At 53.7% G+C, this 26,132-nt stretch carries 22 protein-coding genes and 6 tRNA genes; 26 read left to right on the top strand and 2 right to left on the bottom strand.

Translation table 11 applies throughout. The features are described 5' to 3' along the window. Positions 1-2 precede the first annotated feature (2 nt). The 7 genes from asnB to EDC54_RS01875 all read left to right on the top strand — a co-directional run bounded on the left by asnB (position 3) and on the right by EDC54_RS01875 (position 2,505). Positions 3-1,667 carry an asparagine synthase B gene (gene asnB / locus EDC54_RS01910; RefSeq protein WP_132452688.1) on the top strand — a complete coding sequence of 555 codons (1,665 nt, stop codon included), beginning with the start codon at positions 3-5 and terminating at the stop codon, positions 1,665-1,667. A gap of 220 nt (positions 1,668-1,887) precedes the next feature. Then, positions 1,888-1,964: transfer RNA gene (locus EDC54_RS01900), tRNA-Met, on the top strand. Between the two features lie 7 nt (positions 1,965-1,971). Further along, positions 1,972-2,056 (top strand) — tRNA-Leu (locus EDC54_RS01895). 52 nt (positions 2,057-2,108) lie between these two features. Beyond that, positions 2,109-2,183 (top strand) — tRNA-Gln (locus EDC54_RS01890). A 36-nt stretch (positions 2,184-2,219) separates the two neighbouring features. Further along, a tRNA-Gln gene (locus EDC54_RS01885) sits at positions 2,220-2,294 on the top strand. 53 nt (positions 2,295-2,347) lie between these two features. After that, a tRNA-Met gene (locus tag EDC54_RS01880) sits at positions 2,348-2,424 on the top strand. A gap of 6 nt (positions 2,425-2,430) precedes the next feature. Then, a tRNA-Gln gene (locus EDC54_RS01875) sits at positions 2,431-2,505 on the top strand. A gap of 138 nt (positions 2,506-2,643) precedes the next feature. Here EDC54_RS01875 and ubiF read toward each other — a convergent pair. Then, complete coding sequence (ubiF, locus tag EDC54_RS01870; protein WP_132452684.1) at positions 2,644-3,810, bottom strand: 3-demethoxyubiquinol 3-hydroxylase; 1,167 nt, start codon at positions 3,808-3,810, stop codon at positions 2,644-2,646. Positions 3,811-4,170: 360 nt separating this feature from the next. On the opposite strand from ubiF, the gene miaB reads away from it, so the two are divergent. From miaB to EDC54_RS01825, 9 genes are all read left to right on the top strand, one after another. After that, positions 4,171-5,595, top strand: a complete 1,425-nt coding sequence (miaB, locus tag EDC54_RS01865) for a tRNA (N6-isopentenyl adenosine(37)-C2)-methylthiotransferase MiaB (protein WP_132452682.1) — start codon at positions 4,171-4,173, stop codon at positions 5,593-5,595. Positions 5,596-5,933: 338 nt separating this feature from the next. After that, positions 5,934-6,992: a PhoH family protein gene (locus EDC54_RS01860; RefSeq protein ID WP_167550665.1), complete on the top strand. Its 1,059-nt coding sequence runs from the start codon at positions 5,934-5,936 to the stop codon at positions 6,990-6,992. Beyond that, positions 6,989-7,468: an rRNA maturation RNase YbeY gene (gene ybeY / locus EDC54_RS01855; protein ID WP_132452678.1), complete on the top strand. Its 480-nt coding sequence runs from the start codon at positions 6,989-6,991 to the stop codon at positions 7,466-7,468. The genes EDC54_RS01860 and ybeY overlap by 4 nt, the downstream gene beginning before the upstream one ends. 129 nt (positions 7,469-7,597) lie before the next feature. After that, positions 7,598-8,476, top strand: a complete 879-nt coding sequence (corC, locus tag EDC54_RS01850) for a CNNM family magnesium/cobalt transport protein CorC (RefSeq protein WP_132452676.1) — start codon at positions 7,598-7,600, stop codon at positions 8,474-8,476. A 7-nt stretch (positions 8,477-8,483) separates the two neighbouring features. Then, a complete protein-coding gene (gene lnt, locus EDC54_RS01845; RefSeq protein ID WP_132453614.1) occupies positions 8,484-10,013 on the top strand; it encodes an apolipoprotein N-acyltransferase in 1,530 nt (509 codons plus the stop codon). A gap of 429 nt (positions 10,014-10,442) precedes the next feature. Beyond that, positions 10,443-11,339, top strand: a complete 897-nt coding sequence (locus EDC54_RS01840) for an amino acid ABC transporter substrate-binding protein (RefSeq protein ID WP_132452674.1) — start codon at positions 10,443-10,445, stop codon at positions 11,337-11,339. 212 nt (positions 11,340-11,551) lie between these two features. Further along, positions 11,552-12,292, top strand: coding sequence for an amino acid ABC transporter permease (locus tag EDC54_RS01835; RefSeq protein WP_132452672.1), 741 nt, complete (start codon positions 11,552-11,554; stop codon positions 12,290-12,292). Between the two features lie 3 nt (positions 12,293-12,295). Next, entirely contained in the window at positions 12,296-12,970 is a 675-nt protein-coding gene (gene gltK, locus EDC54_RS01830) for a glutamate/aspartate ABC transporter permease GltK (protein WP_132453612.1), read from the top strand. Beyond that, entirely contained in the window at positions 12,970-13,695 is a 726-nt protein-coding gene (locus EDC54_RS01825; RefSeq protein WP_132452670.1) for an amino acid ABC transporter ATP-binding protein, read from the top strand. Before gltK ends, EDC54_RS01825 begins: the two co-directional genes overlap by 1 nt. 192 nt (positions 13,696-13,887) lie before the next feature. Here the strand turns inward: EDC54_RS01825 and EDC54_RS01820 are convergent, their stop codons facing one another. Then, entirely contained in the window at positions 13,888-14,370 is a 483-nt protein-coding gene (locus EDC54_RS01820) for a zinc ribbon-containing protein (RefSeq protein ID WP_132452668.1), read from the bottom strand. A gap of 308 nt (positions 14,371-14,678) precedes the next feature. On the opposite strand from EDC54_RS01820, the gene leuS reads away from it, so the two are divergent. The 10 genes from leuS to dacA all read left to right on the top strand — a co-directional run bounded on the left by leuS (position 14,679) and on the right by dacA (position 26,017). After that, complete coding sequence (gene leuS, locus EDC54_RS01815) at positions 14,679-17,261, top strand: leucine--tRNA ligase (protein ID WP_132452666.1); 2,583 nt, start codon at positions 14,679-14,681, stop codon at positions 17,259-17,261. 14 nt (positions 17,262-17,275) lie between these two features. Then, positions 17,276-17,830 (top strand): LPS assembly lipoprotein LptE, encoded by a 555-nt coding sequence (gene lptE, locus EDC54_RS01810; RefSeq protein WP_132452664.1) that lies wholly within the window; start codon positions 17,276-17,278, stop codon positions 17,828-17,830. Continuing rightward, the gene (gene holA / locus EDC54_RS01805; protein WP_132452662.1) at positions 17,827-18,852 is read left to right on the top strand and encodes a DNA polymerase III subunit delta; all 1,026 of its coding nucleotides are present in this window, start codon (positions 17,827-17,829) and stop codon (positions 18,850-18,852) included. Before lptE ends, holA begins: the two co-directional genes overlap by 4 nt. After that, positions 18,819-19,508, top strand: a complete 690-nt coding sequence (gene nadD / locus EDC54_RS01800; protein ID WP_132452660.1) for a nicotinate-nucleotide adenylyltransferase — start codon at positions 18,819-18,821, stop codon at positions 19,506-19,508. The genes holA and nadD overlap by 34 nt, the downstream gene beginning before the upstream one ends. Before the next feature lie 193 nt (positions 19,509-19,701). After that, positions 19,702-20,019 carry a ribosome silencing factor gene (gene rsfS / locus EDC54_RS01795; RefSeq protein WP_132452658.1) on the top strand — a complete coding sequence of 106 codons (318 nt, stop codon included), beginning with the start codon at positions 19,702-19,704 and terminating at the stop codon, positions 20,017-20,019. Position 20,020: 1 nt separating this feature from the next. Continuing rightward, positions 20,021-20,491, top strand: coding sequence for a 23S rRNA (pseudouridine(1915)-N(3))-methyltransferase RlmH (rlmH, locus tag EDC54_RS01790; RefSeq protein WP_132452656.1), 471 nt, complete (start codon positions 20,021-20,023; stop codon positions 20,489-20,491). A 33-nt stretch (positions 20,492-20,524) separates the two neighbouring features. After that, entirely contained in the window at positions 20,525-22,429 is a 1,905-nt protein-coding gene (gene mrdA / locus EDC54_RS01785; RefSeq protein ID WP_132452654.1) for a peptidoglycan DD-transpeptidase MrdA, read from the top strand. Positions 22,430-22,438: 9 nt separating this feature from the next. Then, complete coding sequence (gene mrdB, locus EDC54_RS01780) at positions 22,439-23,551, top strand: peptidoglycan glycosyltransferase MrdB (RefSeq protein ID WP_132452652.1); 1,113 nt, start codon at positions 22,439-22,441, stop codon at positions 23,549-23,551. A gap of 13 nt (positions 23,552-23,564) precedes the next feature. After that, positions 23,565-24,638: an endolytic peptidoglycan transglycosylase RlpA gene (gene rlpA, locus EDC54_RS01775; RefSeq protein WP_132452650.1), complete on the top strand. Its 1,074-nt coding sequence runs from the start codon at positions 23,565-23,567 to the stop codon at positions 24,636-24,638. Positions 24,639-24,805: 167 nt separating this feature from the next. After that, entirely contained in the window at positions 24,806-26,017 is a 1,212-nt protein-coding gene (gene dacA, locus EDC54_RS01770; protein WP_132452648.1) for a D-alanyl-D-alanine carboxypeptidase DacA, read from the top strand. Positions 26,018-26,132: the final 115 nt, after the last annotated feature.

Below are 26,132 nucleotides of genomic sequence, written 5' to 3'. Positions count from 1 at the left end.
CTATGTGTTCTATTTTCGGTGTGCTTGATCTGAAAACCGATCCTGTCGAACTACGTAAAAAAGCGCTGGAATTATCGCGCTTAATGCGTCACCGCGGGCCGGACTGGTCCGGCGTTTATGCCAGCGACAAAGCGATTCTGGCGCATGAACGTCTGTCTATCGTTGATGTGAATACGGGCGCGCAACCGCTTTATAACGCCGAGCGCACCCACATTCTGGCCGTTAACGGTGAGATTTATAACCATCAGGCACTACGCCAGCAATACGGCGACCGTTACGCGTTTCAAACAGGTTCCGACTGCGAGGTTATCCTTGCCTTGTATCAGGAGAAGGGCCCGGCATTCCTGGATGAACTGCGCGGCATGTTCGCTTTTGCACTATATGACAGCGAAAAAGACGCCTACCTGATCGGCCGTGACCACCTCGGCATCATCCCGCTCTATATGGGTTACGATGAGCACGGCAACTTCTACATCGCGTCAGAAATGAAGGCGCTGGTGCCAGTTTGCCGCACCATCAAAGAATTCCCGGCGGGCAGTTATCTGTGGAGCAAAGACGGTGAAATTCGCGAGTATTATCATCGCGACTGGTTTGATTACGATGCCGTCAAAGATAATGAAACGGATAAAGAAGCGCTGCGCGATGCGCTGGAAGAAGCGGTGAAAAGCCATCTGATGTCTGACGTGCCTTATGGCGTGCTGCTCTCCGGTGGATTGGACTCATCCATTATCTCTGCCATCACTAAAAAGTATGCCGCGCGTCGCGTTGAAGATGACGAACGCAGCGAAGCCTGGTGGCCGCAACTGCACTCTTTCGCCGTGGGTCTGGAAGGCGCGCCGGATTTAAAAGCCGCGCAGGAAGTGGCCGACCATTTAGGCACCGTGCACCATGAAATTCACTTCACCGTGCAGGAAGGACTGGATGCGATCCGCGACGTGATCTATCACATCGAAACCTACGACGTCACCACGATCCGCGCTTCAACGCCAATGTACCTGATGTCGCGTAAAATCAAAGCCATGGGCATCAAGATGGTGCTATCAGGCGAAGGCTCTGACGAAGTGTTCGGCGGCTATCTCTATTTCCACAAAGCGCCAAACGCCAAAGAACTGCATGAAGAAACCGTGCGTAAACTGCTGGCGCTGCACCAGTATGACTGCGCCCGCGCCAACAAAGCGATGTCGGCCTGGGGAGTCGAAGCGCGCGTACCTTTTCTGGACAAAAACTTCCTCGACGTCGCCATGCGCATCAACCCGCGCGACAAAATGTGCGGCAACGGCAAGATGGAAAAACACATTCTGCGCGAATGCTTTGAATCCTACCTGCCCCATAGCGTGGCATGGCGCCAGAAAGAACAATTCTCCGACGGTGTAGGCTACAGCTGGATTGACACGTTAAAAGAAGTGGCTGCCAAACAGGTTACCGATCAACAACTGGAAACGGCGCACTTCCGCTTCCCGTACAACACGCCGGCGTCTAAAGAAGGCTATCTGTACCGTGAAATCTTTGAAGAGCTCTTCCCGGTCCCCAGCGCGGCAGAATGTGTGCCGGGCGGCCCGTCAGTCGCCTGTTCTTCAGCCAAAGCCATAGAATGGGACGAATCTTTCAAGAAAATGGACGATCCGTCAGGTCGCGCGGTTGGCGTGCACCAGTCTGCCTACCAATAATCACCCGATCGTTTTCCTCCGCTGACGGGCCGCTAACTGGCCCGTTTTTCTGCTTAATTGGCTGGCAAAGTGTGCTTTTTGACGTTTTTCTCACCATACTGTTCACAACCCAGACAAACGATACATCAAGGGCACTTTTCGGGAAAAAACTAGTTGACGCAATTAGACCAACTACGCATAATGCGCCCCGCAACGCCGATGAAGGTGACGCGGAAAAGATGGCTACGTAGCTCAGCTGGTTAGAGCACAGCACTCATAATGCTGGGGTCACAGGTTCGATTCCCGTCGTAGCCACCATCTTTTTGCGGGAGTGGCGAAATTGGTAGACGCACCAGATTTAGGTTCTGGCGCCGCAAGGTGTGCGAGTTCAAGTCTCGCCTCCCGCACCATTATCTTCTCGGTTTGACGGCGCTTTTCGAAGCTTACAAGTGTTGTAGTGATTGGGGTATCGCCAAGCGGTAAGGCACCGGTTTTTGATACCGGCATTCCCTGGTTCGAATCCAGGTACCCCAGCCATCCACAGCGCGCACGCTGAAAGATTCGTTGTCCTGTTGGGGTATCGCCAAGCGGTAAGGCACTGGTTTTTGATACCAGCATTCCCTGGTTCGAATCCAGGTACCCCAGCCATCTATTTGATATAGATGATGTTATTGAAGTGAAGCGGTAATAGCAGTATATTTGGCTACGTAGCTCAGCTGGTTAGAGCACAGCACTCATAATGCTGGGGTCACAGGTTCGATTCCCGTCGTAGCCACCACATTTTTGGGGTATCGCCAAGCGGTAAGGCACCGGATTCTGATTCCGGCATTCCGAGGTTCGAATCCTCGTACCCCAGCCAAATAAAGCTGATAAAACAGCCAGATACGGGGCGACAGTCGAAAGACGTCGCCCCGTTTTCTTATGAATGGCGGCAAAGTGGCGACAGCGGTTATCACCACTGTCGTTTTTGTACTGTAGCGGACGGCGTCCTCGTCAGTCAGACGCCAATCGCATATTTTAATGCCCGGGTTTTTAACGCACCCGCACGCTGGGCAACCATTAATGCCAGATTACGTGCCAAACCGATCGGCGGTAGCGAATTACTGAACGCGTTGTAAAACACGTCCATCCCGCTTTGCATCAACAGGTTATCCGGCTTGCGGCGACACTGATAACGACGCAGAACACATTCGGAAGCCCATTCTTCCCCCGCATTACGCGCGCTATTCAATACGTCCAATAGCACCTCGACATCCCGATACCCCAGATTAACTCCCTGCCCCGCCAGCGGATTGATGGTATGCGCCGCATCGCCCAGCAGTACCAGACCGGGTTTAATATAGCTTTGCGCATGGCGTCTCACCAATGGAAACGACCCCGCGGAGAGCGCCTTCACGGCACCTAGCCGTTGAGGAAACGCCGCGGCAATTTCATTATCCAACTGGGCAAGCGGCATTGACTGAAGCTGGCGGATACGCTGCGGGTTGTCATACCACACCAGCGACGCCCAGCGATCAAACAGCGGCAAAAATGCACGCGGACCGCTCGGCGTAAACTGTTGCCAGGTCACATCCTGTTGGGGCTGCATCGTCTCAACGCCGATCAACATGCAGGACTGGCGATACTGCCAGCCGCTGATGCCAATCCCCGCCCACTGACGAACCTGTGAGTTTGCACCGTCGGCGCCAATGACCAATGACGTCGTCAGTCGCTGACCATCAGCAAGCTGCAAACACCAGTGCTGCTCCGTCCGTTGCAGACTGTGGGGCATCGCCGGGCAATAACAGTGGCAGCGCGCCTCTTCTTGCAGACGCTCCCACAGCGCCAGTTGCAGCACGCGGTTTTCCACCATAAACCCCAGCTCAGGCAGATGAATATCGGCGGCATCGAACACAACCCGGGCATTCTCCCATTCCCAGGTCTCAAGACGACGATAAGGCGCACTGCGCATCTGTTGTACTTTCTGCCACGCCCCCAATTGCTTCAGCAAGGCGACTGACGCATAGCCAATCGCCGAAATGCGTAAGTCCGGCGGGCTATCAGCCTCAAAGGGCGGCGGCGCACTCTGCTCAATCACGGCAACCTGAAACCCTTGCCGGGCCAATCCAAGCGCCGCAGCGGCGCCGACCATTCCACCGCCAACGACAATCACATCGTGGTGCATATTGGCTTATCCTCTCTGGCTCTGGTGTATTTACACCAGTAAACATGCATGAAAACAGTGTACTGGATTTGCGGGGACTTTTTTAGGAAAGCCGCATTTTGACAGCAAGTAAAACGTGACCCAATCACCCCGGTTTCCGGTGCTGGTCACAACGTCGGCGAACGATTACAATGTCGCCCCAATATCCCCTAAATAGCTCCGGTTACAAGAAGCTGCGAGGCAACGCCCCTCCAGAAGCTTAGGTCAGCAAGCGGCTAACGCCGCAACGGCCGATGTTTTGAGGCAAGCCAAGACACCTGTAGCCTGAAGTATGACGGGAGAGGTAAATCTTTCTTATTCGCACTGAGTAATGGCAAGTCGATGACAAAAAAACTGCATATTAAAACCTGGGGCTGTCAGATGAATGAATACGATTCATCAAAGATGGCCGATCTACTAGGAAGTACGCACGGCTATGAGCTAACCGAAATCGCAGAAGAAGCCGATGTTCTGCTGCTCAATACCTGTTCTATCCGTGAAAAAGCGCAGGAAAAGGTCTTCCATCAACTTGGTCGCTGGAAAGCGCTGAAAGATCTCAACCCCAACCTGATTATTGGCGTCGGCGGCTGCGTTGCGTCACAGGAAGGCGCGCACATTCGGGAACGCGCTCACTATGTTGACGTGATTTTTGGTCCGCAAACCTTACACCGCCTGCCGGAAATGATTAACCACGTGCAGGGAACCCGCAGCCCTGTCGTGGATATCAGTTTCCCGGAAATTGAAAAATTTGACCGTCTGCCAGAGCCACGAGCCGAAGGCCCAACGGCATTCGTCTCCATCATGGAAGGTTGCAATAAATATTGCACATTCTGCGTTGTGCCCTATACCCGCGGTGAAGAAGTCAGCCGTCCTTGTGATGACGTGCTGTTTGAAATCGCTCAATTAGCCGCGCAAGGCGTGCGGGAAGTCAATCTGCTGGGGCAAAACGTCAACGCCTATCGTGGCGAAACCTTTGATGGTGAAATTTGCTCTTTTGCCGAACTGCTCCGTCTGGTCGCCGCCATTGACGGGATTGACCGTATCCGCTTTACCACCAGCCACCCGATTGAATTCACCGACGACATTATCCGCGTTTATGAAGATACGCCGGAACTGGTCAGCTTCCTGCACTTACCGGTACAGAGCGGTTCTGACCGTGTGCTGACGTTAATGAAGCGTCGCCATACCGCGCTGGAATACAAAGCCATTATCCGCAAGCTGCGCAATGCGCGTCCGGGGATTCAGGTCAGTTCCGATTTTATCGTCGGCTTCCCTGGCGAAACGCAGGCAGACTTTGAACAGACAATGAAACTGATTGCCGATGTGGATTTCGATATGAGTTACAGCTTTGTCTACTCGGCTCGTCCCGGAACGCCGGCTGCGGACATGGTCGATGACGTGTCCGAAGAAGAGAAAAAACAGCGACTGTACATTCTTCAGGAGCGCATCACTCAGCAGGCCATGCGTTTCAGCCGCCAGATGTTGGGCACTATCCAGCGTATTTTGGTGGAAGGCACCTCCCGTAAGAACGTGATGGAACTGTCTGGCCGCACGGAAAATAATCGCGTCGTCAACTTTGAAGGCACGCCGGATATGATCGGTAAATTCGTCGATGTCGAAATCGTTGATGTGTATACCAACTCGCTGCGCGGCATTGTGGTACGTACCGAAGATCAAATGGATCTGCGCGTGCATGAATCGCCCTCTTCCGTGATTGCCCGCACCCGTAAAGAGAACGAAATCGGCGTCGGGTTCTACCAGCCGTAATCCATTCTTCCGGCAAGCCGGTACGCAGGGGGCGTTGCCCCCGTTTTGTCTGGCAAGGTTAACCTCGGACGGCCCGGTTTGGGCCGTTACGCCAAACATTGAAAGCCGCATCTGCGTTTTTATGACGCATCGTCTTTAACTTCAATCATCCTTTTCAATTTCAGCATGCTTACATTTGCTTTTGCGAGGCGGCGTCCCAATATGATTATTGGGGCTTGCACCATCAGGCCGTCACGATGAATAATTCAGAACGATGGCGGACACTGCATGCCGCCCAATCGCCATTCGCTTTGTGCTGGCAAGATGGAGCCGACACAGTCATGCCTAAGAGGAATAATTTGAACGTCACGACACAAGAGATTGCCCTTGAACCCGCAGATAACCAACGCCTGCTCAGTCTTTGCGGTCCGTTTGATGACAATATTAAACAACTGGAGCGCCGTTTAGGCATCGAGATCAATCGCCGGGACAATCAGTTCAAGCTGGTCGGCGCCCCCTTGCTGACGCAAACCGCGGCCGATATCCTGCAACGTTTGTACGTCGATACCGCGCCGGTACGCGGCGTCATCGGTGATATTGAACCCGAACACATTCATCTCGCCATCAAGGAGTCTCGCGTTCTTGAGCAGTCCGCAGAGCACGTTCCTGATTATGGCAAAGCGGTTAACATTCGCACTAAGCGAGGCGTGATAAAGCCCCGCACGCCGAATCAGGCCCAATATATCGCCCACATTCTCGATCACGACATTACGTTCGGCGTTGGTCCGGCAGGAACGGGGAAAACCTATCTGGCCGTCGCCGCCGCAGTGGATGCGCTGGAGCGCCAGGACATTCGTCGTATTTTACTGACGCGCCCCGCGGTCGAAGCCGGTGAAAAGCTGGGCTTCCTGCCCGGCGATCTGAGTCAGAAAGTCGATCCTTACCTGCGCCCGCTTTATGATGCCCTGTTTGAAATGCTGGGCTTTGAGCGCGTCGAAAAGCTCATTGAACGCAACGTGATTGAAGTCGCGCCTCTGGCTTATATGCGTGGTCGAACGCTGAACGATGCCTTTATCATCCTGGATGAAAGCCAAAACACCACCATCGAACAGATGAAGATGTTCCTGACGCGCATCGGTTTCAATTCAAAAGCCGTCATCACTGGCGATGTCACACAGATCGACCTGCCCAGAAACCAAAAATCCGGCTTACGCCATGCCATTGAAGTGCTGGCCGACGTAGAAGAGATCAGTTTTAACTTTTTCCACAGTGAGGACGTGGTGCGCCACCCTGTCGTCGCACAGATTGTGAATGCCTACGAGGCGTGGGAAAATGCGGAACAGAAACGCAAAGATGCACTGGCGGAACAGCGTAAGCGTGAGGCGCAAGCGGCAGCCTCAGATCAGGAGAAAAAATGAGTCAGGTGATTCTGGATTTACAAATCGCCAGCGAGCAAGCGCAGGGGATACCGACAGAGAAAGATTTCCAGCGCTGGCTGGAAGGCGTTCTGCCTCAATTTCAGGCGCTTGCCGAGGTCACTGTCCGCATCGTGGATGAAGCCGAGAGCCGCCATCTGAACCACACCTATCGCGGTAAGGATAAGCCGACCAACGTGCTGTCTTTCCCCTTTGAGGCTCCGCCTGAAGTCGAACTGCCCCTGCTGGGTGATTTAATCATCTGCCGTCAGGTCGTCGAACAGGAAGCCAGCGAACAGGAAAAAACCGTGGAAGAGCATTGGGCGCACATGGTTGTCCATGGTAGCCTGCATCTGCTAGGGTATGACCACATTGAAGACAGCGAAGCCGAGGAAATGGAAGCGCTGGAAACGGAGATTATGCAGAGTATGGGCTATGCTGATCCCTACCTTGCAGAGAAAGGTGGCCTCACCGAATAATCTGGAAATACTGCTATTTCGCCTGGGATCGGGAAGAGACCGGGCAGTGATGTACCCCGCGTCAGCCGGCTGTGCCGCTTCCAGCTGCTGGCAATAATCCCTTAACAAGAGTGTTGTTAATTAAAACGCATGAGCGACGACCATTCTCAAAACAGCGATGCCCCCAGTCCCAAAAAGGGCTTCTTTTCTCTTATCCTCAACCAGCTTTTTCACGGCGAGCCAAAAGATCGTAATGATTTACTGACGCTGATCCGTGATTCCGAACAAAATGAACTGATCGATCCTGAAACGCGAGATATGCTCGAAGGCGTAATGGATATTGCCGATCAACGCGTGCGCGATATCATGATCCCCCGCTCGCAGATGATCACGCTAAAACGCGACCAAACGCTGGAAGAGTGTCTGGACGTGATTATCGAATCCGCCCACTCCCGTTTCCCTGTCATCAGCGAAGACAAAGATCACATCGAAGGCATCCTGATGGCCAAGGATTTACTGCCGTTTATGCGCAGTGATTCCGAACCCTTCAGTATGGATAAAGTCCTGCGCTCCGCCGTGGTTGTGCCGGAAAGCAAGCGCGTCGACAGGATGCTGAACGAGTTCCGCTCCCTGCGCTACCACATGGCTATCGTCATTGATGAATTCGGCGGCGTGTCCGGGCTGGTGACAATTGAAGATATTCTGGAATTGATCGTCGGCGAAATTGAAGATGAATACGACGATGAAGAAGACAGAGATATCCGTCAGCTTAATCGCCAGACTTATACCGTTCGTGCGTTAACCGATATAGAAGATTTTAATGAAGCTTTCGGCACGCGGTTCAGCGATGATGAAGTGGACACCATCGGCGGGCTGATCATGCAGTCGTTTGGGCATCTCCCTGCGCGTGGCGAGACCATTGACATAGAAGGTTACCTGTTTAAAGTTGCGATGGCGGACAGCCGCCGTATTATTCAGGTTCATGTCAGGATCCCTGACGACGCCCCTCAACCAAAACTGGAAGAATAATTTGGCAATGGTTGTCGCTTCTTTTCTTCAACGCCAGCAGGTTAAAGCCCTGCTGGCGCTCTTATTTGGTGCCTGTGGCACGCTGGCATTTTCTCCTTTTAATCTCTGGCCCGCGGCGTTTGTCTCGCTGATGGGGTTACAGGCCCTGACGTTGAACCGCACCGCCCGCCAGTCAGCCTGGATTGGGTTTTGCTGGGGGCTTGGCTTGTTTGGCAGCGGGATTAACTGGGTCTACGTCAGCATTGCCCAGTTTGGCGGTATGCCGGGGTTTGTGAATGTCGCACTGGTCATCCTGCTCGCGGCCTATTTGTCGCTTTATCCTCTGCTCTTTTCTGCCCTGCTTTCACGCCTGTGGGCGCAGACAACGTTGTGCCGTCTGGCGCTTGCTGCCCCGGTGCTTTGGCAATTGACGGAATACCTGCGCGGCTGGGTGCTTACCGGTTTTCCCTGGCTGCAATTTGGCTATAGTCAGATCGACGGGCCGTTAAAAGGCATCGCGCCGATTCTGGGTGTCGACGCCATCACGTTCCTGTTGATGAGCCTCAGCGGGCTGCTGGTTTTTGCCATCAACCAACGTAAAGTGGCTCCGGCTGCCATCGCCATCGGCGTTCTGGTTTTATTATGGCCGCTACGCTCTGTGCAGTGGTACACCTTGCAGCCCGAGCGTGCCGTGAACGTGGCGCTGGTACAGGGAGACATTCCCCAATCCATGAAGTGGGAGCAGGATGAGCTGCTGAACACGCTGCGGATCTATCTGGATAGCAGCCTGCCCTATCTAGACAAGGCGCCGATCATTGTCTGGCCAGAAACGGCTATCCCTGATATTGAAAGCCGTCAGGGGGCTTACCTGAAACAGATCGACGACCTCCTGCGTAGCCGCAATAGCAGCCTGATTACCGGTATTGTCGATATCCGTCATGATGGCGATCTCGCTCGTTTTTATAACTCGGTTATTGTACTTGGCGATAAAGCCCCCTATCACTACCCGACGGTAAATCGTTATAACAAAAACCATCTGGTGCCTTTCGGCGAGTTTGTCCCATTGGAAACGCTATTGCGCCCGCTGGCTCCCTTCTTCGATCTGCCGATGTCATCGTTCAGCCGCGGGGACGTTATCCAGCCACCGCTTTCGGTCCACGGCTTCAAGCTCAACGCCGCTATTTGCTATGAAATCATTTTGGGCCAGCAGCTGCGTGATAACTTCCGACCCGACACGGATATACTCCTGACCCTGTCAAACGACGCCTGGTTCGGTCACTCGATAGGCCCCTGGCAACACTTCCAGATGGCGCGAATGCGCTCGCTTGAGCTGGGACGTCCTTTGGTTCGCAGTACCAATAACGGCGTCACGGCGGTGATTGCGCCAGACGGCGACGTCAGCGCCAGCCTGCCGCAGTTTACACGAGCGGTGCTGGATACGCAGGTTGTCCCTGCCACCGGAATGACCCCTTATGCGCGTTTCGGCTCCTCACCACTCTGGGTGATGACGTTGTTAGGCGGCCTCTCGGCCATTTTCTTCCGTTTGCGCCGCCGGTAACCGACATTCCCCTCTACGCCTAAAAGCATGCTCTGGCATGCTTTTTTATTTGTGGCACGGAATTTGCCTTTTATTACCTTGTAAATGGTCGGTTCTGTGATGTTTTAGGTATTACGTCAGTACAAGGCCCCTTTCCGGGGCAAATAACGCACCAGTTTCGTGCAATCCTCTGACGTTGCTGCTATTTGGTGCGGCGAATATCGCAAAAAACAAACATTTCCATTTCAATCCATTTACAATCAGCTATTTTTTAACTGTATACCTCGTGACTTCGCGCTTTAACGGTGCAGCGTTCATCAATCGGGAAGTGACAAAACGTCATAGCAGCGACACAGCATTAGCTTGAAGATGACGGGGACATTTTCCATACGGTTATGAATCACAGCGCTACCACTATTGCACTATAACGACAGCAAAAGGAGTTAGAACATGCAAATGCGTAAACTGGCATTATCGTTACTTCTGCTAGGCACCGCTGCCAGCGTCGCTCAGGCGGAAGAGTTGACCGGGACATTGAAAAAGGTCAAAGATAATGGCGTGATCGTTATCGGCCACCGTGAATCATCCGTCCCTTTTTCTTACTATGACAACACGCAGAAAGTGGTTGGCTATTCTCAAGCCTACTCAGACAAAATTGTTGAAGCCGTTAAGAAAAAACTGGATGCGCCTAATCTGCAAGTCAAATTACTTCCTATCACCTCGCAAAACCGTATCCCTTTACTACAGAACGGAACATTTGATCTGGAGTGCGGTTCGACAACCAATAATTTGGAACGCCAGAAGCAAGCCGCATTCTCTAACACCATTTTTGTCGTCGGCACACGCCTGCTGACGAAAAAGGACTCCGGCGTGAAAGATTTCCCGGATTTGGCTGGCAAAACGGTCGTCGTCACGTCCGGGACCACTTCTGAAGTCCTGCTGAATAAGTTGAACGACGAGAAAAAAATGAAAATGCGGATTATCAGCGCGAAAGATCACGGTGACTCCTTCCGAACGCTGGAAAGTGGCCGCGCAGTGGCCTTTATGATGGATGATGCATTGCTGGCTGGTGAACGAGCAAAAGCCAGAAACGCCGCACAATGGGATATCGTCGGCACCGCTCAGTCTGAAGAAGCCTACGGCTGTATGCTGCGTAAAGACGATCCGCAATTCAAAAAGTTGGTTGACGACACGATCGCTGAAGTACAAACCACCGGCGAAGCCGAAAAATGGTTCGATCGCTGGTTTAAACAGCCCATTCCACCCAAAAATCTTAACCTGAACTTTGATCTGTCTGATGAAATGAAAACCCTGTTCAAAGCGCCAAACGACAAAGCGTTAAACTAATTAATAATGAGAATAAGGGCAGATTATCAGCCCTATGATTGTTGATATGTGGCAGGACAGACAGGCATGTGGTGGTCGTTCCCTATCACATGCAGCCCCGATTGATTTCGGGCAACAGGAAGACAGTGTGCCTGTTACTCAAAGATGACCGGGATATGGCCGCACATCAATCTTCGGGGTAGCGTCGCTACCCTTTTTTACCGGAGTTCGTTATGTCAATAGATTGGAACTGGGGCATATTTCTGCAAGCCGCCCCTTTTGGCAATACAACCTATCTCGGGTGGATCCTGTCCGGTCTGCAAGTCACCGTGACGTTATCTATCTGCGCCTGGATCATCGCATTTATCATCGGCTCTTTATTTGGCATCTTGCGCACCGTCCCGAATCGTTTCATTGCCGCTATTGGTACCTGTTACGTTGAACTGTTTCGTAACGTGCCGCTTATTGTTCAATTCTTTGCCTGGTATCTGGTGGTTCCTGAACTTCTCCCTGTCGGCATTGGCATGTGGTTTAAAGCCGAACTGGACCCCAATATTCAGTTTTTCCTGTCATCAATGGTTTGCCTCGGGCTGTTTACCGCCGCTCGCGTGTGTGAGCAGGTTCGCGCCGGGATCCAGTCTTTACCACGTGGACAGAAATTTGCCGGGCTGGCGATGGGGCTGACGTTGCCGCAGACTTACCGCTACGTGCTATTGCCCAATGCCTATCGGGTGATTGTTCCGCCGCTGACGTCTGAGATGCTGAATCTGGTAAAAAACTCGGCCATCGCCTCTACCATCGGTCTGGTCGACATGGCCGCACAAGCCGGGAAGCTGCTCGATTATTCCGCCCACGCGTATGAATCTTTTACGGCGATCACGCTGGCGTACATTGGTATCAATGCCATCATTATGCTGATCATGCAGGCGGTGGAGCGTAAAACCCGCTTGCCGGGCTATATGGGGAGCAAATAAATGATGTATGAATTTGACTGGAGCTCGATTGGTCCGAGCCTGCCCTACCTGTTCCAGGGGATGATCGTCACGCTTAAAATTACGCTGACAGCCGTCGTCTTCGGGATTGTCTGGGGCACCATTCTGGCGGTAATGCGTCTGTCCTCCATCAAGCCTATCAGTTGGTTCGCCAAACTCTACGTTAACCTGTTTCGCTCCGTTCCACTGGTCATGGTGCTGTTATGGTTCTATCTGGTCGTTCCTAGCTTATTACAAAATGTGCTTGGGCTGTCGCCGAAAACCGATATTCGGCTGATCTCCGCTATGGTAGCCTTCTCGTTGTTCGAGGCAGCCTATTATTCTGAAATCATTCGTGCGGGCATCCTCAGTGTCGCGCGCGGCCAATCTTCCGCGGCGTTAGCATTAGGGATGACACACTGGCAATCCATGAAGCTGGTTATTCTGCCACAGGCCTTTCGCGCCATGGTGCCGCTGTTACTGACACAGGGGATTGTGCTATTCCAGGATACTTCGCTGGTTTATGTGCTCAGTCTCGCCGATTTCTTCCGCACCGCCTCCACCATCGGCGAGCGCGACGGCACCCAAGTTGAAATGATCCTGTTTGCCGGATTTATTTATTTTATCTTCAGCATTACAGCCTCAATGCTGGTCAGTTACCTGAAAAAAAGGACGGTTTGATGATTTCCCTGAAAAATATTTCTAAATGGTATGGTCACTTTCAGGTGTTAACCGACTGCTCCACAGAAGTCAAAAAAGGTGAAGTAGTGGTGGTCTGCGGGCCTTCCGGCTCCGGTAAGTCAACCCTGATCAAAACGGTGAACGGCCTGGAGCCCATCCAACAGGGTGAAATTACCGTCAATGGGATTGCGGTTAATGATAAAAAAACCAATCTGGCCCAGCTGCGTTCTAAAGTCGGGATGGTGTTCCAGCATTTTGAACTGTTCCCGCACCTGTCGATTATTGAGAACCTGACGCTGGCGCAGGTAAAGGTGCTCAAACGTAATCGCGAGGAAGCCAAAGCCAAAGCGCAGAAACTGCTCGATCGCGTGGGGTTGGCGGCGCATGCCAATAAGTATCCCGGACAGCTTTCCGGCGGTCAGCAGCAGCGTGTGGCCATTGCCCGCGCGCTATGCATGGATCCTGTCGCCATGCTGTTCGATGAGCCGACATCCGCACTCGATCCCGAGATGATCAACGAAGTGCTGGATGTGATGGTGGAGCTGGCGCAGGAAGGCATGACCATGATGGTCGTCACACACGAAATGGGGTTTGCCCGCAAAGTTGCGCACCGCGTGATCTTTATGGATGAAGGGAAGATCATTGAAGACACCCGCAAGGAGGATTTCTTCAATCATCCCCAGTCCGAACGCGCGAAGGACTTTCTGGCGAAAATTCTGCACTAATTGGTGCAACGCGATTGCCCTGACCGATATACCGGAAAAAACGTTATATCGGTCATTCCTGAGGCCTTTTGTGAGCCATCAATCTCGCCCGCACCCAGCCAAAACAGCGCTAAATCCGCCCGGACTAATGGTTGCCCTCTTTAATAAAAGCGGGCTGATGCCGCCCAATCCCCGTCGATATGTCGTAAAAGGCTAGGGCCCGAAGGGGCGGCGCTGGAATTGCTCATGACCACATTTCGGACACAGCGGCAATACCTCCGGCGTGTAAAACGCAATGTGGTGAAGGCAGTTTTCACACACCAGATTCCCCAACCCCACCACCTCGCCGCTGTGGTACACCCCGTGATGATTCACATCTTTAAAGATCTCACGCCATTCCAACTGCGTTTTATCCGTAATATCCGCTAATTCCTGCCACAGACTTTCCTTAATGACCCGCATAAAAACGCCGTCGGTAAATTCGTCCTGACTTTCATGATAACTACGGGCAAACTCCTCCAGGTCGCGCTGTACCGCCTGAATCACCTGCTCAATTTCTTTCTGCGTCAGCGCCGAACTTTCCTGCAAAGTAGCACGAGCGTTCTGCACCAGACGATCGACATCGCGCTCACCGTTGTTCAGCCGATCCGTCACAGAAGCCATTAACTCGCGGTAATAACGGGCTAGTTTATTCATGCTTCCTCCTGAATAAGCAGGTTGAAGGGGATAAAGAACGCACACACCTCGTCCGCCCTGTCATGCAAAAAACCGGTACGTCGCCTATCTCTCTCTATTTTAGATTATTTTTTCCTCTGCCTGATGAATTGTCGCGAATTTGCGCAACCTGTCACCGGGTATCGCTCACAGATCAGAAATATTTTTCTGCCGGGCACTGGGTGTTGTTGCCCGCGTCGCTTACGGCTATGCTATGCGGATCTTTTGTTATGAATCAGAACAGGCTACTTAAGGTAGCGATTCTTCACTAAACAGGACCCCTGGCAGCCATGCAAGAGCAATACCGCCCAGAAGAGATAGAAGCGGACGTCCAGCTTCACTGGCAAGAGAAGCAGACATTTAAAGTCACCGAACAGCCCGGCAAGGAAAAATACTACTGTCTTTCCATGTTGCCTTACCCTTCTGGCCGACTACACATGGGGCACGTCCGTAACTACACCATCGGCGATGTGATCTCGCGCTATCAGCGCATGTTGGGCAAAAATGTCCTGCAACCGATCGGTTGGGATGCCTTCGGCCTGCCAGCCGAAGGCGCAGCGGTCAAAAACAACACCGCCCCCGCCCCCTGGACATACGCCAACATCGACTATATGAAAAACCAGCTCAAACTGCTGGGCTTTGGCTATGACTGGGATCGCGAAGTTGCGACCTGTAAACCTGACTATTATCGTTGGGAGCAGTGGTTCTTCACCAAATTGTACGAAAAAGGTCTGGTGTATAAAAAAACCTCTGCCGTTAACTGGTGTCCGAACGACCAGACCGTGCTGGCGAACGAGCAGGTTATCGACGGCTGCTGCTGGCGGTGCGACAGCAAAGTCGAGCGCAAAGAAATTCCGCAGTGGTTTATCAAAATCACCGCGTATGCAGACCAACTGCTGAACGATTTGGATACGCTGGAAAGCTGGCCTGAGCAGGTCAAAACCATGCAGCGTAACTGGATCGGTCGTTCCGAAGGCGTGGAAATCACCTTTGACGTGGCGGACAGCGAAGAGAAACTGACCGTTTACACCACGCGTCCGGATACCTTCATGGGCGTGACCTACGTTGCCGTTGCCGCTGGCCACCCTCTCGCCGCTCAGGCTGCCGCAACCAATCCTGCCCTGGCCGATTTCATTGCCGAATGCCGTAATACCAAAGTCGCCGAAGCCGACATGGCGACGATGGAGAAAAAAGGCATGGCCACCGGCCTGTATGCGATTCACCCGTTGAACGGCGAGAAAGTCGCTATCTGGGTCGCCAACTTCGTCCTGATGGAATACGGCACGGGCGCGGTGATGGCCGTTCCGGGCCACGACCAGCGCGACTGGGAGTTCGCCACGAAATATGCGTTGTCCATCAAGCCGGTTATTCTTAACGCCGACGGCAGCGAGCCCGACCTGTCCGCCGAGGCGATGACGGAAAAAGGCCGCCTGTTCAACTCCGGCGAGTTTGACGGACTGGATTTCGACGCCGCGTTCAATGCGATTGCCGATAAACTGGTGGAAAAAGGCATTGGCGAGCGCAAAGTCAACTACCGCCTGCGCGACTGGGGCGTATCTCGTCAGCGCTACTGGGGCGCGCCGATTCCGATGGTGACGCTGGAAGACGGCAGCGTCATCCCAACGCCGGAAGATCAGTTGCCGGTCATTCTGCCGGAAGACGTCGTGATGGATGGCATCACCAGCCCGCTGAAATCTAACCCGGAATGGGCGAAGACTACCGTTAACGGTCAGCCTGCGCTGCGTGAAACCGACACGTTCGATACCTTTATGGAATCGTCCTGGTACTACGCGCGCTATACCTGCCCGCAGTACGATCAGGGGATGCTGGATCCGGCTGCCGCCAACTACTGGCTGCCCGTTGACCAATACGTCGGCGGGATCGAACACGCCATCATGCACCTGATGTACTTCCGCTTCTTCCACAAACTGATGCGCGATGCCGGTCTGGTGAACTCTGACGAACCCGCCAAACGCCTGCTGTGTCAGGGCATGGTATTGGCGGATGCCTTCTATTATCAGGGCAGCAACGGCGAGCGCATCTGGGTTTCGCCGAGCGACGTGACCGTTGAGCGTGATGAGAAAGGCCGTATCGTCAAAGCCGTCGATAATGAAGGTCGCGACGTGATCTACGCAGGCATGAGCAAAATGTCGAAGTCTAAAAACAACGGCATCGACCCGCAGGTCATGGTAGAAAAATACGGTGCGGATACTGTCCGTCTGTTCATGATGTTTGCCTCTCCGGCGGAAATGACGCTGGAATGGCAGGAATCCGGGGTGGAAGGCGCCAACCGCTTCCTGAAACGCGTCTGGAGACAAGCCTTTGAGCACACCGAGAAAGGCGCGGTAACGGCGCTGGATATCGCGACGCTGACGGAAGATCAGAAATCCCTGCGTCGCGATCTGCACAAAACCATCGCTAAAGTGACCGACGATATCGGCCGTCGCCAAACCTTCAATACCGCGATTGCCGCCATCATGGAACTGATGAACAAGCTGGCAAAAGCGCCGCAGGAAAGCGATCAGGATCGCGCGCTGACGCAGGAAGCGCTGCTGGCCGTGGTGCGCATGCTCTATCCGTTCACGCCGCATATCTGCTTTAAACTGTGGCAGTCGTTGCAAGGCGAAGGCGACATCGATACCGCGCCGTGGCCGGTAGCGGATGAAAACGCGATGGTGGAAGACTCCAAATTGGTGGTGGTTCAGGTAAACGGTAAAGTTCGTGGTAAAATAACCGTTGCCGCGACAGCGCTTGAAGAACAAGTTCGCGAGCGTGCGGCTCAGGAACCGCTGGTGGCAAAATATCTGGACGGCGTCACAGTACGTAAAGTGATTTATGTCCCTGGCAAACTGCTTAATCTGGTTGTCGGTTAAGGCAAGGAGGAACAGTGCGACATCGTCTATTTACGCTGTTGCTGGGACTGGCGGTGTTAATCACCGCTGGTTGCGGTTTTCACTTACGCGGCACCACACAGGTGCCTGAGCAGCTACAGACACTGGTGCTCGACAGTAGCGACCCGTATGGCCCGCTGGCGCGCGCGGTGCGTGAGCAGCTTCGCCTCAACGATGTCACAATCGTTGAGGATGCGACGCGGCAGGATATTCCCTCTCTGCGCCTGCTGGGTTCAAAAAATACGCGCGATACGGTTTCCATTTTTCAGGATGGTAAAACCGCTGAATACCAGATGGTGCTGACGTTGCAGGCTCAGGTGCTGATACCGGGTGAAGATATTTATCCCCTCAGCGTAACGGTGTTCCGCACGTTCTTTGACAACCCGCTGGCCGCGCTGGCAAAGGATGCAGAGCAGGAGATCATCCATCAGGAAATGCGTGAGCAAGCTGCGCAGCAGTTGGTGCGTAAGTTGTTAACCATCAACGGTAGTCAGGAAGTGAAGAATCGGCAGCAGACCGCCGAGTCGATTACCACCGCTAAGCGTCCATGATTCGGCTCTATCCTGAACAACTCGCCGCGCAGCTGAATGAAGGGCTGCGCGGTTGCTATCTGGTTTTTGGTTCCGACCCGCTCCTGTTGCAGGAAAGCCTCGACAGCATCAGGCTGGCGGCCCAACAGCAGGAATTCAGCGAACATTTTACCTTTACGCTGGATGCCCATACCGACTGGGATGCCATTTTCGGCACCTGTCAGGCGCTCAGTTTATTTGCCTCACGCCAGTCACTGTTACTCATTTTGCCGGAAAACGGCCCCAATGCGGCCATGAGCGACAATCTGGTCAAGCTCTCTGCCCTGCTGCATTCGGATATTTTGCTGATTCTGCGCGGTCACAAACTGACGAAAGCGCAGGAAAACAGCCCCTGGTTCAAAACGCTCGCGCAAGACAGCGTCTATATCAATTGTCTAACGCCGGAACAGGCTCAGCTCCCCCGCTGGGTTGCCCAACGTGCTAAAACCATGAAGCTGATGCTGGATGAGCAGGCGACCCAACTCCTGTGCTATTGCTATGAAGGAAACCTTCTGGCGCTGTCTCAGGCGCTGGAGCGGCTTGCACTGCTCTATCCCGATGGAAAACTGACGCTGCCGCGGGTAGAAGATGCGGTCAATGACGCGGCCCACTTCACGCCGTTCCATTGGCTTGATGCCCTGCTGGCGGGGAAAGGCCGACGCGCCTGGCACATCTTACAGCAGCTAAAGCAGGAAGATTGCGAACCCGTCATTTTACTGCGCACGTTGCAACGCGAGCTGTTGCTGCTGCTGACGCTCAAACGCCGTCAGCAGCACGCGCCGCTGCGCACCCTCTTCGACCAGCATAAAGTCTGGCAAAACCGACGCGAACTGCTGACTCAGGCATTACAGCGGCTCTCGCCACAGCAGCTACAGCAGGCAATCCGCTTGCTCACGCAGCTAGAAATCACCCTGAAGCAGGATTATGGTCAGTCCGTTTGGCCTGAACTTGAATCGCTTGCCATGCTTCTGTGCGGCAAAGCCTTACCGGAGACATTCATCTGAATACGTTCCCCGCGGCGCCCTCGTTGACCGCGTTTTTTGGCGGCACCTTCGATCCGATTCACTACGGTCACCTTCAGCCGGTAACGGCGCTGGCAAAACTCGTCGGGCTGACGCAGGTCGTCCTGATGCCCAACAATGTCCCGCCGCATCGACAGCAACCCGGAGCCAGCGCCCGCCAGCGGCTTCATATGGCTGAGCTGGCCGTTGCAGGCAATGCGTTATTTACCGTGGACGATCGGGAGCTGCAACGTCAAACGCCGTCCTACACCATCGAGACGCTGGAAGCGCTACGAGCGGAAAAAGGCCATGACGCCCCGCTGGGCTTTATTATCGGGCAGGACTCGCTGCTGACATTACACCACTGGCAGCGCTGGCAGGATCTGCTGAGTGTCTGTCATTTGCTGGTGTGCGCCCGCCCCGGCTATCGTTCAACGCTGGAAACGCCTGAATTACAGCGGTGGCTGGACAACCATTTGACGCACTCACCGGACGATCTTCATCAGCAGCCGCACGGGCGGATCTTTTTGGCCGATACGCCGCTGGTGACCATTTCCGCGACGGAGATTCGCCAGCGCCGACGTCAGGGGTTGGACTGTCACGATTTACTGCCTCCCGCCGTCATTCATTACATCGACGAACATGACCTGTATCGATAACGCCGCTTTTCCCGCCCATCCGTACGGGCTTTATACCACTCGGCAAAAGTGCGTGATATACTGCGCGGCTAGTTTCAATCACCGGGAAGGTCGAAAAATTTTGGCAATTATTCGGTGATTAACGTTTTTTCTAAACAATTCAGCGCCAGATGCGTTTATCCGTGATGGATGAAGCGCCATTGAGGAGGAACCTTTGCAAGGTCAGGCACTCCAAGATTTCGTTATTGACAAGATCGATGATTTAAAAGGCCAGGATATCGTGGCCCTTAACGTGCAGGGAAAATCCAGCATCACCGATTACATGGTGATCTGTACCGGCACTTCCACGCGCCATGTGGTTTCTATTGCCGATCACGTTGTGCAGGCTTCTCGCGCAGCGGGCCTTATCCCACTTGGGGTGGAAGGTGAACATTCGGCAGAGTGGGTGGTCGTTGACCTGGGGGATGTGATGGTTCATGTCATGCAGGAAGAGAGCCGTCAGCTGTACGAATTAGAAAAGTTGTGGAGCTAGCATGAAACTGCAACTGGTCGCCGTTGGCACCAAAATGCCCGACTGGGTGCAGACTGGTTTCACTGATTATCTGCGGCGTTTCCCAAAAGACATGCCTTTTGAACTGATCGAGATCCCGGCGGGGAAACGCGGCAAAAATGCGGACATCAAACGCATTCTGGAACGTGAAGGCGAACAGATGCTGGCTGCGGTAAGTAAAGGCAACCGTATTGTTACGCTGGATATCCCCGGCACCCGCTGGGAAACCCCGCATCTGGCGCAGCAACTGGAGCGCTGGAAACAGGATGGACGCGATGTCAGCCTGCTGATTGGCGGGCCCGAAGGGTTGGCGCCGGAATGTAAAGCCGCAGCGGAACAAAGCTGGTCACTCTCGCCTTTAACGCTGCCGCATCCGCTCGTTCGCGTACTGGTGGCGGAAAGCTTGTATCGAGCCTGGAGTATTACGACTAACCACCCTTACCACCGGGAGTAAGGCGATACGATGAAACACGTGAAATAGCGCAGGATGAAAGTAGAACGTAAACCCTTTCGTGATTATACGGCTGAGTCGGCCCTGTTTGTGCGTCGTGCTTTGGTGGCGTTTCTCGGCATTCTGCTGCTTTCCGGTGTATTAGTCGCCAATCTTTACCATCTGCAAATTTTGCGTGTTGATGACTATCGCACGCGTTCTAACGAAAATCGCATCAAACTGGTTCCTATCGCGCCCAGCCGCGGCATTATCTACGACCGTAACGGTACGCCGCTGGCGTTGAATCGCACCATTTATCAGTTGGAGCTGGTGCCCGAAAAAGTCGACAACCTGAAAGATACGCTGGAAGCGTTGCGTCCCATCGTCGATCTGACCGATGACGATCTGGAAAATTTTGAAAAAGAGCGTAAGCGTTCACGCCGTTTTACCTCCATTCCGGTAAAAACCGGGCTGGACGATATTCAGGTTGCTCGCTTCGCCGTTAATCAATACCGGTTTCCCGGCGTTGAAGTGAAGGGTTACCAGCGGCGCTATTATCCCTACGGCTCTGCGCTCACCCACGTTATTGGTTATGTCTCCAAGATTAACGACAAAGACGTCGAGCGACTGACGAAAGAAGAAAAAATCGCCGATTACGCCGCGACGCGCGACATCGGCAAACTGGGGATAGAGCGCCATTACGAAGATTTACTGCACGGCAAACCCGGCTATGAAGAAGTGGAAGTCAACAACCGTGGGCGAGTCATCCGCCAGTTGCATGAACAGCCGCCGCAGGCCGGACGCGATATTTATCTGACGCTGGATCTGAGCCTGCAAATCTATATCGAAAAGCTTCTGGAAGGCAGTCGCGCCGCCGTGATTGTGAGCGACCCGCGCGACGGCGGCATTCTGGCGATGGTTTCCACCCCCAGCTACGACCCCAACCTGTTCGTCGATGGGATCTCCACCAAAGACTACAATCAGTTACGCAATGACACCAATCGTCCGCTGATTAACCGCGCAACGCAAGGCGTATACCCTCCGGCGTCCACCGTGAAGCCTTATATTGCAGTTTCTGCACTCACCAGCGGCGTTATCACGACCAGTACCAGCCTCTTCGACCCCGGCTGGTGGCAGTTACCCGGTTCTGAAAAACGCTTCCGCGACTGGAAAAAGTGGGGGCATGGGCGTCTCAACCTCACTAAATCGCTGGAAGAGTCGGCAGATACCTTCTTCTATCAGGTCGCCTATGACATGGGAATTGATCGCCTGTCCGAGTGGATGACCAAATTTGGCTACGGCGTGAAAACCGGCATCGACATTTCAGAAGAGAGCGCAGGTAACATGCCCACCCGAGAGTGGAAGCTCAAAAGATTCAAAAAACCCTGGTATCAGGGGGATACGATCCCGGTCGGTATTGGCCAGGGCTACTGGACCGCAACGCCTATTCAGATGAATAAGTCATTGGTAACGTTGATCAACGACGGACAGATCAAAACGCCGCATCTGCTTTATAGTTCACGGGAAAATGGCACGATCATTCCTTTCCGTCAGGCGGAACATCAGCAGATTGGCGACATCCATTCAGGCTATTGGGAAGTGGCGAAAGACGGTATGTATGGCGTCGCCAATCGTCCTAACGGCACCGCGCGCAAAAGTTTTGAAGATGCGCCCTATAAAATCGCGGCAAAATCCGGTACGGCGCAGGTCTTCGGCCTGAAAGAAAATGAAACCTATAACGCGCATAAAATCGCAGAACATCTGCGCGACCATAAACTGATGGTCGCCTTTGCGCCGTATAATAGTCCCAAAGTCGCGATATCGATTATTCTGGAAAACGGTGGGGTTGGCCCGACCGTTGGCACCATCACCCGTCAGATCCTCGATCATATTCTGTTGGGTGATAACAATACCGCTCTCCCCAGCGCGCCCCCTGCGCCGCCGGGCAGCGAAAGTGAGTAACGGACAGTCATGACGGATAGCCAACAAAAAGGGTCATTCTGGGCGAAAATCCACATCGACCTCTCTTTTCTTCTCTGCATCCTGGCGCTGCTGGGCTATAGCCTGTTTGTCCTGTGGAGCGCCAGCGGGCAGGATATTGACATGATGGAGCGCAAAGTCGTGCAGATCGTGTTGGGGCTGACGGTGATGGTCGTCATGGCGCAAATCCCCCCGCGCGTTTATGAAGGCTGGGCCCCGTACCTCTACATTGCCTGTGTGATCTTACTGCTTGTCGTGGATATTTTTGGGCAAATCAGTAAAGGCGCGCAGCGCTGGCTGGATTTAGGCTTCATTCGCTTCCAGCCGTCGGAAATCGCCAAGATCGCCGTCCCGCTCATGGTGGCCCGCTTTATTAACCGCGATATGTGCCCCCCGTCGCTAAAAAATACGGCAATCGCCCTGATACTGATCTTTGTGCCTACCCTGCTGGTTGCTGCACAGCCAGATTTAGGCACCTCGATCCTGATTGCGTTATCCGGGCTGTTCGTACTTTTTCTGGCCGGCATGAGCTGGCGATTGATTGGCATCGCCGTACTGTTATTAGCCGCGTTTATTCCTATACTTTGGTTCTTCCTGATGCATGACTACCAGCGTGCCAGGGTCATGATGTTGCTCGATCCGGAAAGCGATCCGCTCGGTGCCGGGTATCATATTATTCAGTCTAAGATTGCGATAGGTTCAGGCGGTTTGTCAGGAAAAGGCTGGCTTCAGGGGACGCAGTCTCAACTCGAATTTCTCCCGGAACGCCACACCGACTTTATCTTTGCCGTGCTATCAGAAGAGCTTGGATTAATCGGGGTGCTGATCCTGCTCACCATGTATCTGTTCATGATTATGCGCGGTCTGGTTATCGCCGCTAATGCGCAAACCTCGTTTGGCCGGGTCATGGTCGGTGGACTGATGTTGATTCTGTTTTTCTATGTCTTCGTCAATATCGGGATGGTCAGCGGTATACTTCCCGTCGTTGGCGTACCGCTGCCGCTGGTCAGCTACGGCGGTTCGGCGCTGGTCGTTTTAATGGCGGGATTCGGTATCGTCATGTCGATACATACGCACCGTAAACTGCTGTCCAAAAATTTATAACACGAGGTGAGCAATGCGTAAGAATTGGCTTTGGGCTGGCGCAATAACTCTGGCGCTTGCCGCCTGTACCACAATAGAACAGCGGCAGCCTGCGCCCCCCACGGCCCAGGTTTATAACGGCCCCGTGGAAGAAATTGGCGGCGTAGAGCCGCGTTATGAACCCTACAATCAGGGAACGCTGCAAGACTACAGCCTCAAGGGTAAGCGCTATAAAATTATTACAAACCCGCAAAATTTCAGCGAGACCGGTTTAGCGACATGGTATGGCGAAGAAGCCAGCGGTAACCGCACATCCATCGGCGAAATCTTTGATCCTAACGCATTAACTGCCGCTCACCCCACACTGCCTTTACCCAGCTATGTACGCGTGACCAACCTGAGCAATGGTCGCCGTCTGGTGGTGCGAGTGAACGATCGCGGGCCGTATACGCCGGGCAGAATTATCGATCTGTCAAAAGCCGCAGGCGAGCGGCTGAACATCTCGAATAACACCAAGGTAAAAGTCGATTTCATCCATGTTGCATCGGACGGCACGCTCTCCGGCCCCGGAACGCTCGGCACCACCGTCGCCAAACAAAGCTTTGCCCTGCCGGAACGCCCGAATTTCGGCGCCAGCGGATTAGGGACGCCGATGATGGAGAGCTCGCCGACATCGCCCAATGATGCGGTTCGTCCCATCAGCAATCCTCGTCAGTCCCCTTCTTCTGACGGCGTGCAGCCGCAGGTCGGCGCGCCGGAAAGCGGGGGCTTTTTGGGCGCGCCTTCCACGCTGCGTTCCGGTGTGCTTGAGTCCGACACCTCGCCGGCTGTCGCGCCGTCGTCTGCACCCGCCGCATCCAGCGCACCCGCCACGGGGCGCTATGTCGTCCAGGTCGGGGCGCTGAGCGATCGGCAACGCGCGCAAACCTGGCTACGCAGCCTGAGCGAACGTTTTAACGTCACCGGTAACGTGACCGGCAGCAATGGGCTGTATCGCATCCAACTGGGGCCATTCCAGAATCGCCAGCAAGCCGCTGAACTTCAACAACGTTTGTCAGTCGAAGCCCAGCAGCAGTCGTTTATTACCGCGGCGCCCGATGCGCTGTAGCAGCAAGATCATCGGCAGGTTGACGACCCGGAACGGCGGCTATGGCATTGAACATTCCGCCTTTTCGCAAAATCACGTAACGTAATGTCTGATGCCGGCCTATTTTCCATCTGCTATAGTGTGATTCGTTTTTTTAACTTATATCCACGGATGTTGTTGTTCCAATCATGAATACTGCAAACACGTCTCGTTTTACCAAGTTTACTCTGCTTAGCGCACTGCTCGTCATCAGCGCTTCCTCTTTTGCTCACGCCGAAGATATCAATCTCAAAACGATGATCCCCGGTGTTCCGCAAATCGATGCTGAATCCTACATCCTGATTGATTACAACTCCGGGAAAGTGTTGGCCGAAATGAACGCCGACGCGCGTCGCGATCCTGCCAGCCTGACAAAAATGATGACCAGCTACGTTATTGGGCAGGCGATCAAGTCAGGGAAAATTACCCCAAACGATATCGTCACCGTGGGGAAAGACGCCTGGGCAACCGGCAACCCGGTATTTCAGGGATCGTCCCTGATGTTCCTCAAACCGGGGGATCGCGTTCCCGTCTCCCAGTTAAACCGGGGGATTATCCTGCAATCCGGTAATGATGCCTGCGTCGCCATGGCGGACTACGTTGCCGGGAGTCAGGATGCGTTCGTCAACCTGATGAACAGCTACGTTAAAGCGCTGGGGCTGCAAAATACCCATTTCGAAACCGTACACGGTCTGGACGCACCGGGACAGTTCAGTTCTGCGCGCGATATGGCGCTGATCGGCCAAGCCTTAATCCGCGATGTGCCGGAAGAATACGCGACCTACAAAGAGAAAGACTTCACCTTCAACAATATCCGCCAGCCGAACCGCAACGGCCTGCTGTGGGATACCAGCCTGAATGTCGATGGTATCAAAACCGGCCATACCTCGGCGGCAGGTTACAATCTGGTTGCTTCAGCGACAGAAGGCCAGATGCGTCTGATCTCGGCGGTACTGGGCGGACGTAATGCCAAAGGACGCGAAACAGAAAGCAAAAAATTGCTAACCTGGGGTTTCCGTTTCTTTGAAACCGTCGCGCCACTGAAAACCGGAAAAGAGTTTGCTTCCGAGCCCGTCTGGTTTGGCGATGCCGACCGCGTGGCGCTGGGGGTGGAAAAAGACGTTTATCTGACCATCCCACGCGGCCGCATGAAAGATCTGAAAGCCAGCTATGTACTGGATAAAACCGAACTGCATGCGCCGCTGGCGAAAAATCAGGTGGTGGGCGCCATTAACTTCCAACTGGATGGCAAAACGATCGAGCAGCGTCCGTTAGTGGTGATGAACGAAGTAAAAGAAGGCGGGATCTTTGGCCGTATGATCGACTACATCAAACTGATGTTCCACCACTGGTTCGGCTAACGCGCTTGTTTTAGGGCACAACGCCCCCATATAGAAGTTATCATTAACTCCCGCGCGCCGCGCGGGAGTGTTATTTTTTATCCGTCTTATTTACCAAATGCCCACACCAACGCAT

Origin of the sequence: Samsonia erythrinae (genome assembly GCF_004342665.1) — a bacterium.
GTDB lineage: Bacteria > Pseudomonadota > Gammaproteobacteria > Enterobacterales > Enterobacteriaceae > Samsonia > Samsonia erythrinae.
Note: the sequence above shows the minus strand (reverse complement) of the source record. Positions and strands in the feature narration are given on the sequence as shown.

Coding starts and splice junctions, on each gene's coding strand:
- ubiF (WP_132452684.1), bottom strand. CDS start 3,810: ATGCACCACGATGTGATTGTCGTTGGCGGTGGAATGGTCGGCGCCGCT.
- dacA (WP_132452648.1), top strand. CDS start 24,806: ATGAATACTGCAAACACGTCTCGTTTTACCAAGTTTACTCTGCTTAGC.
- EDC54_RS01820 (WP_132452668.1), bottom strand. CDS start 14,370: ATGAATAAACTAGCCCGTTATTACCGCGAGTTAATGGCTTCTGTGACG.
- mrdB (WP_132452652.1), top strand. CDS start 22,439: ATGACGGATAGCCAACAAAAAGGGTCATTCTGGGCGAAAATCCACATC.
- miaB (WP_132452682.1), top strand. CDS start 4,171: ATGACAAAAAAACTGCATATTAAAACCTGGGGCTGTCAGATGAATGAA.
- lnt (WP_132453614.1), top strand. CDS start 8,484: ATGGTTGTCGCTTCTTTTCTTCAACGCCAGCAGGTTAAAGCCCTGCTG.
- ybeY (WP_132452678.1), top strand. CDS start 6,989: ATGAGTCAGGTGATTCTGGATTTACAAATCGCCAGCGAGCAAGCGCAG.
- EDC54_RS01835 (WP_132452672.1), top strand. CDS start 11,552: ATGTCAATAGATTGGAACTGGGGCATATTTCTGCAAGCCGCCCCTTTT.
- leuS (WP_132452666.1), top strand. CDS start 14,679: ATGCAAGAGCAATACCGCCCAGAAGAGATAGAAGCGGACGTCCAGCTT.
- EDC54_RS01840 (WP_132452674.1), top strand. CDS start 10,443: ATGCAAATGCGTAAACTGGCATTATCGTTACTTCTGCTAGGCACCGCT.
- EDC54_RS01825 (WP_132452670.1), top strand. CDS start 12,970: ATGATTTCCCTGAAAAATATTTCTAAATGGTATGGTCACTTTCAGGTG.
- corC (WP_132452676.1), top strand. CDS start 7,598: ATGAGCGACGACCATTCTCAAAACAGCGATGCCCCCAGTCCCAAAAAG.
- holA (WP_132452662.1), top strand. CDS start 17,827: ATGATTCGGCTCTATCCTGAACAACTCGCCGCGCAGCTGAATGAAGGG.
- rlmH (WP_132452656.1), top strand. CDS start 20,021: ATGAAACTGCAACTGGTCGCCGTTGGCACCAAAATGCCCGACTGGGTG.
- gltK (WP_132453612.1), top strand. CDS start 12,296: ATGTATGAATTTGACTGGAGCTCGATTGGTCCGAGCCTGCCCTACCTG.
- mrdA (WP_132452654.1), top strand. CDS start 20,525: ATGAAAGTAGAACGTAAACCCTTTCGTGATTATACGGCTGAGTCGGCC.
- asnB (WP_132452688.1), top strand. CDS start 3: ATGTGTTCTATTTTCGGTGTGCTTGATCTGAAAACCGATCCTGTCGAA.
- rlpA (WP_132452650.1), top strand. CDS start 23,565: ATGCGTAAGAATTGGCTTTGGGCTGGCGCAATAACTCTGGCGCTTGCC.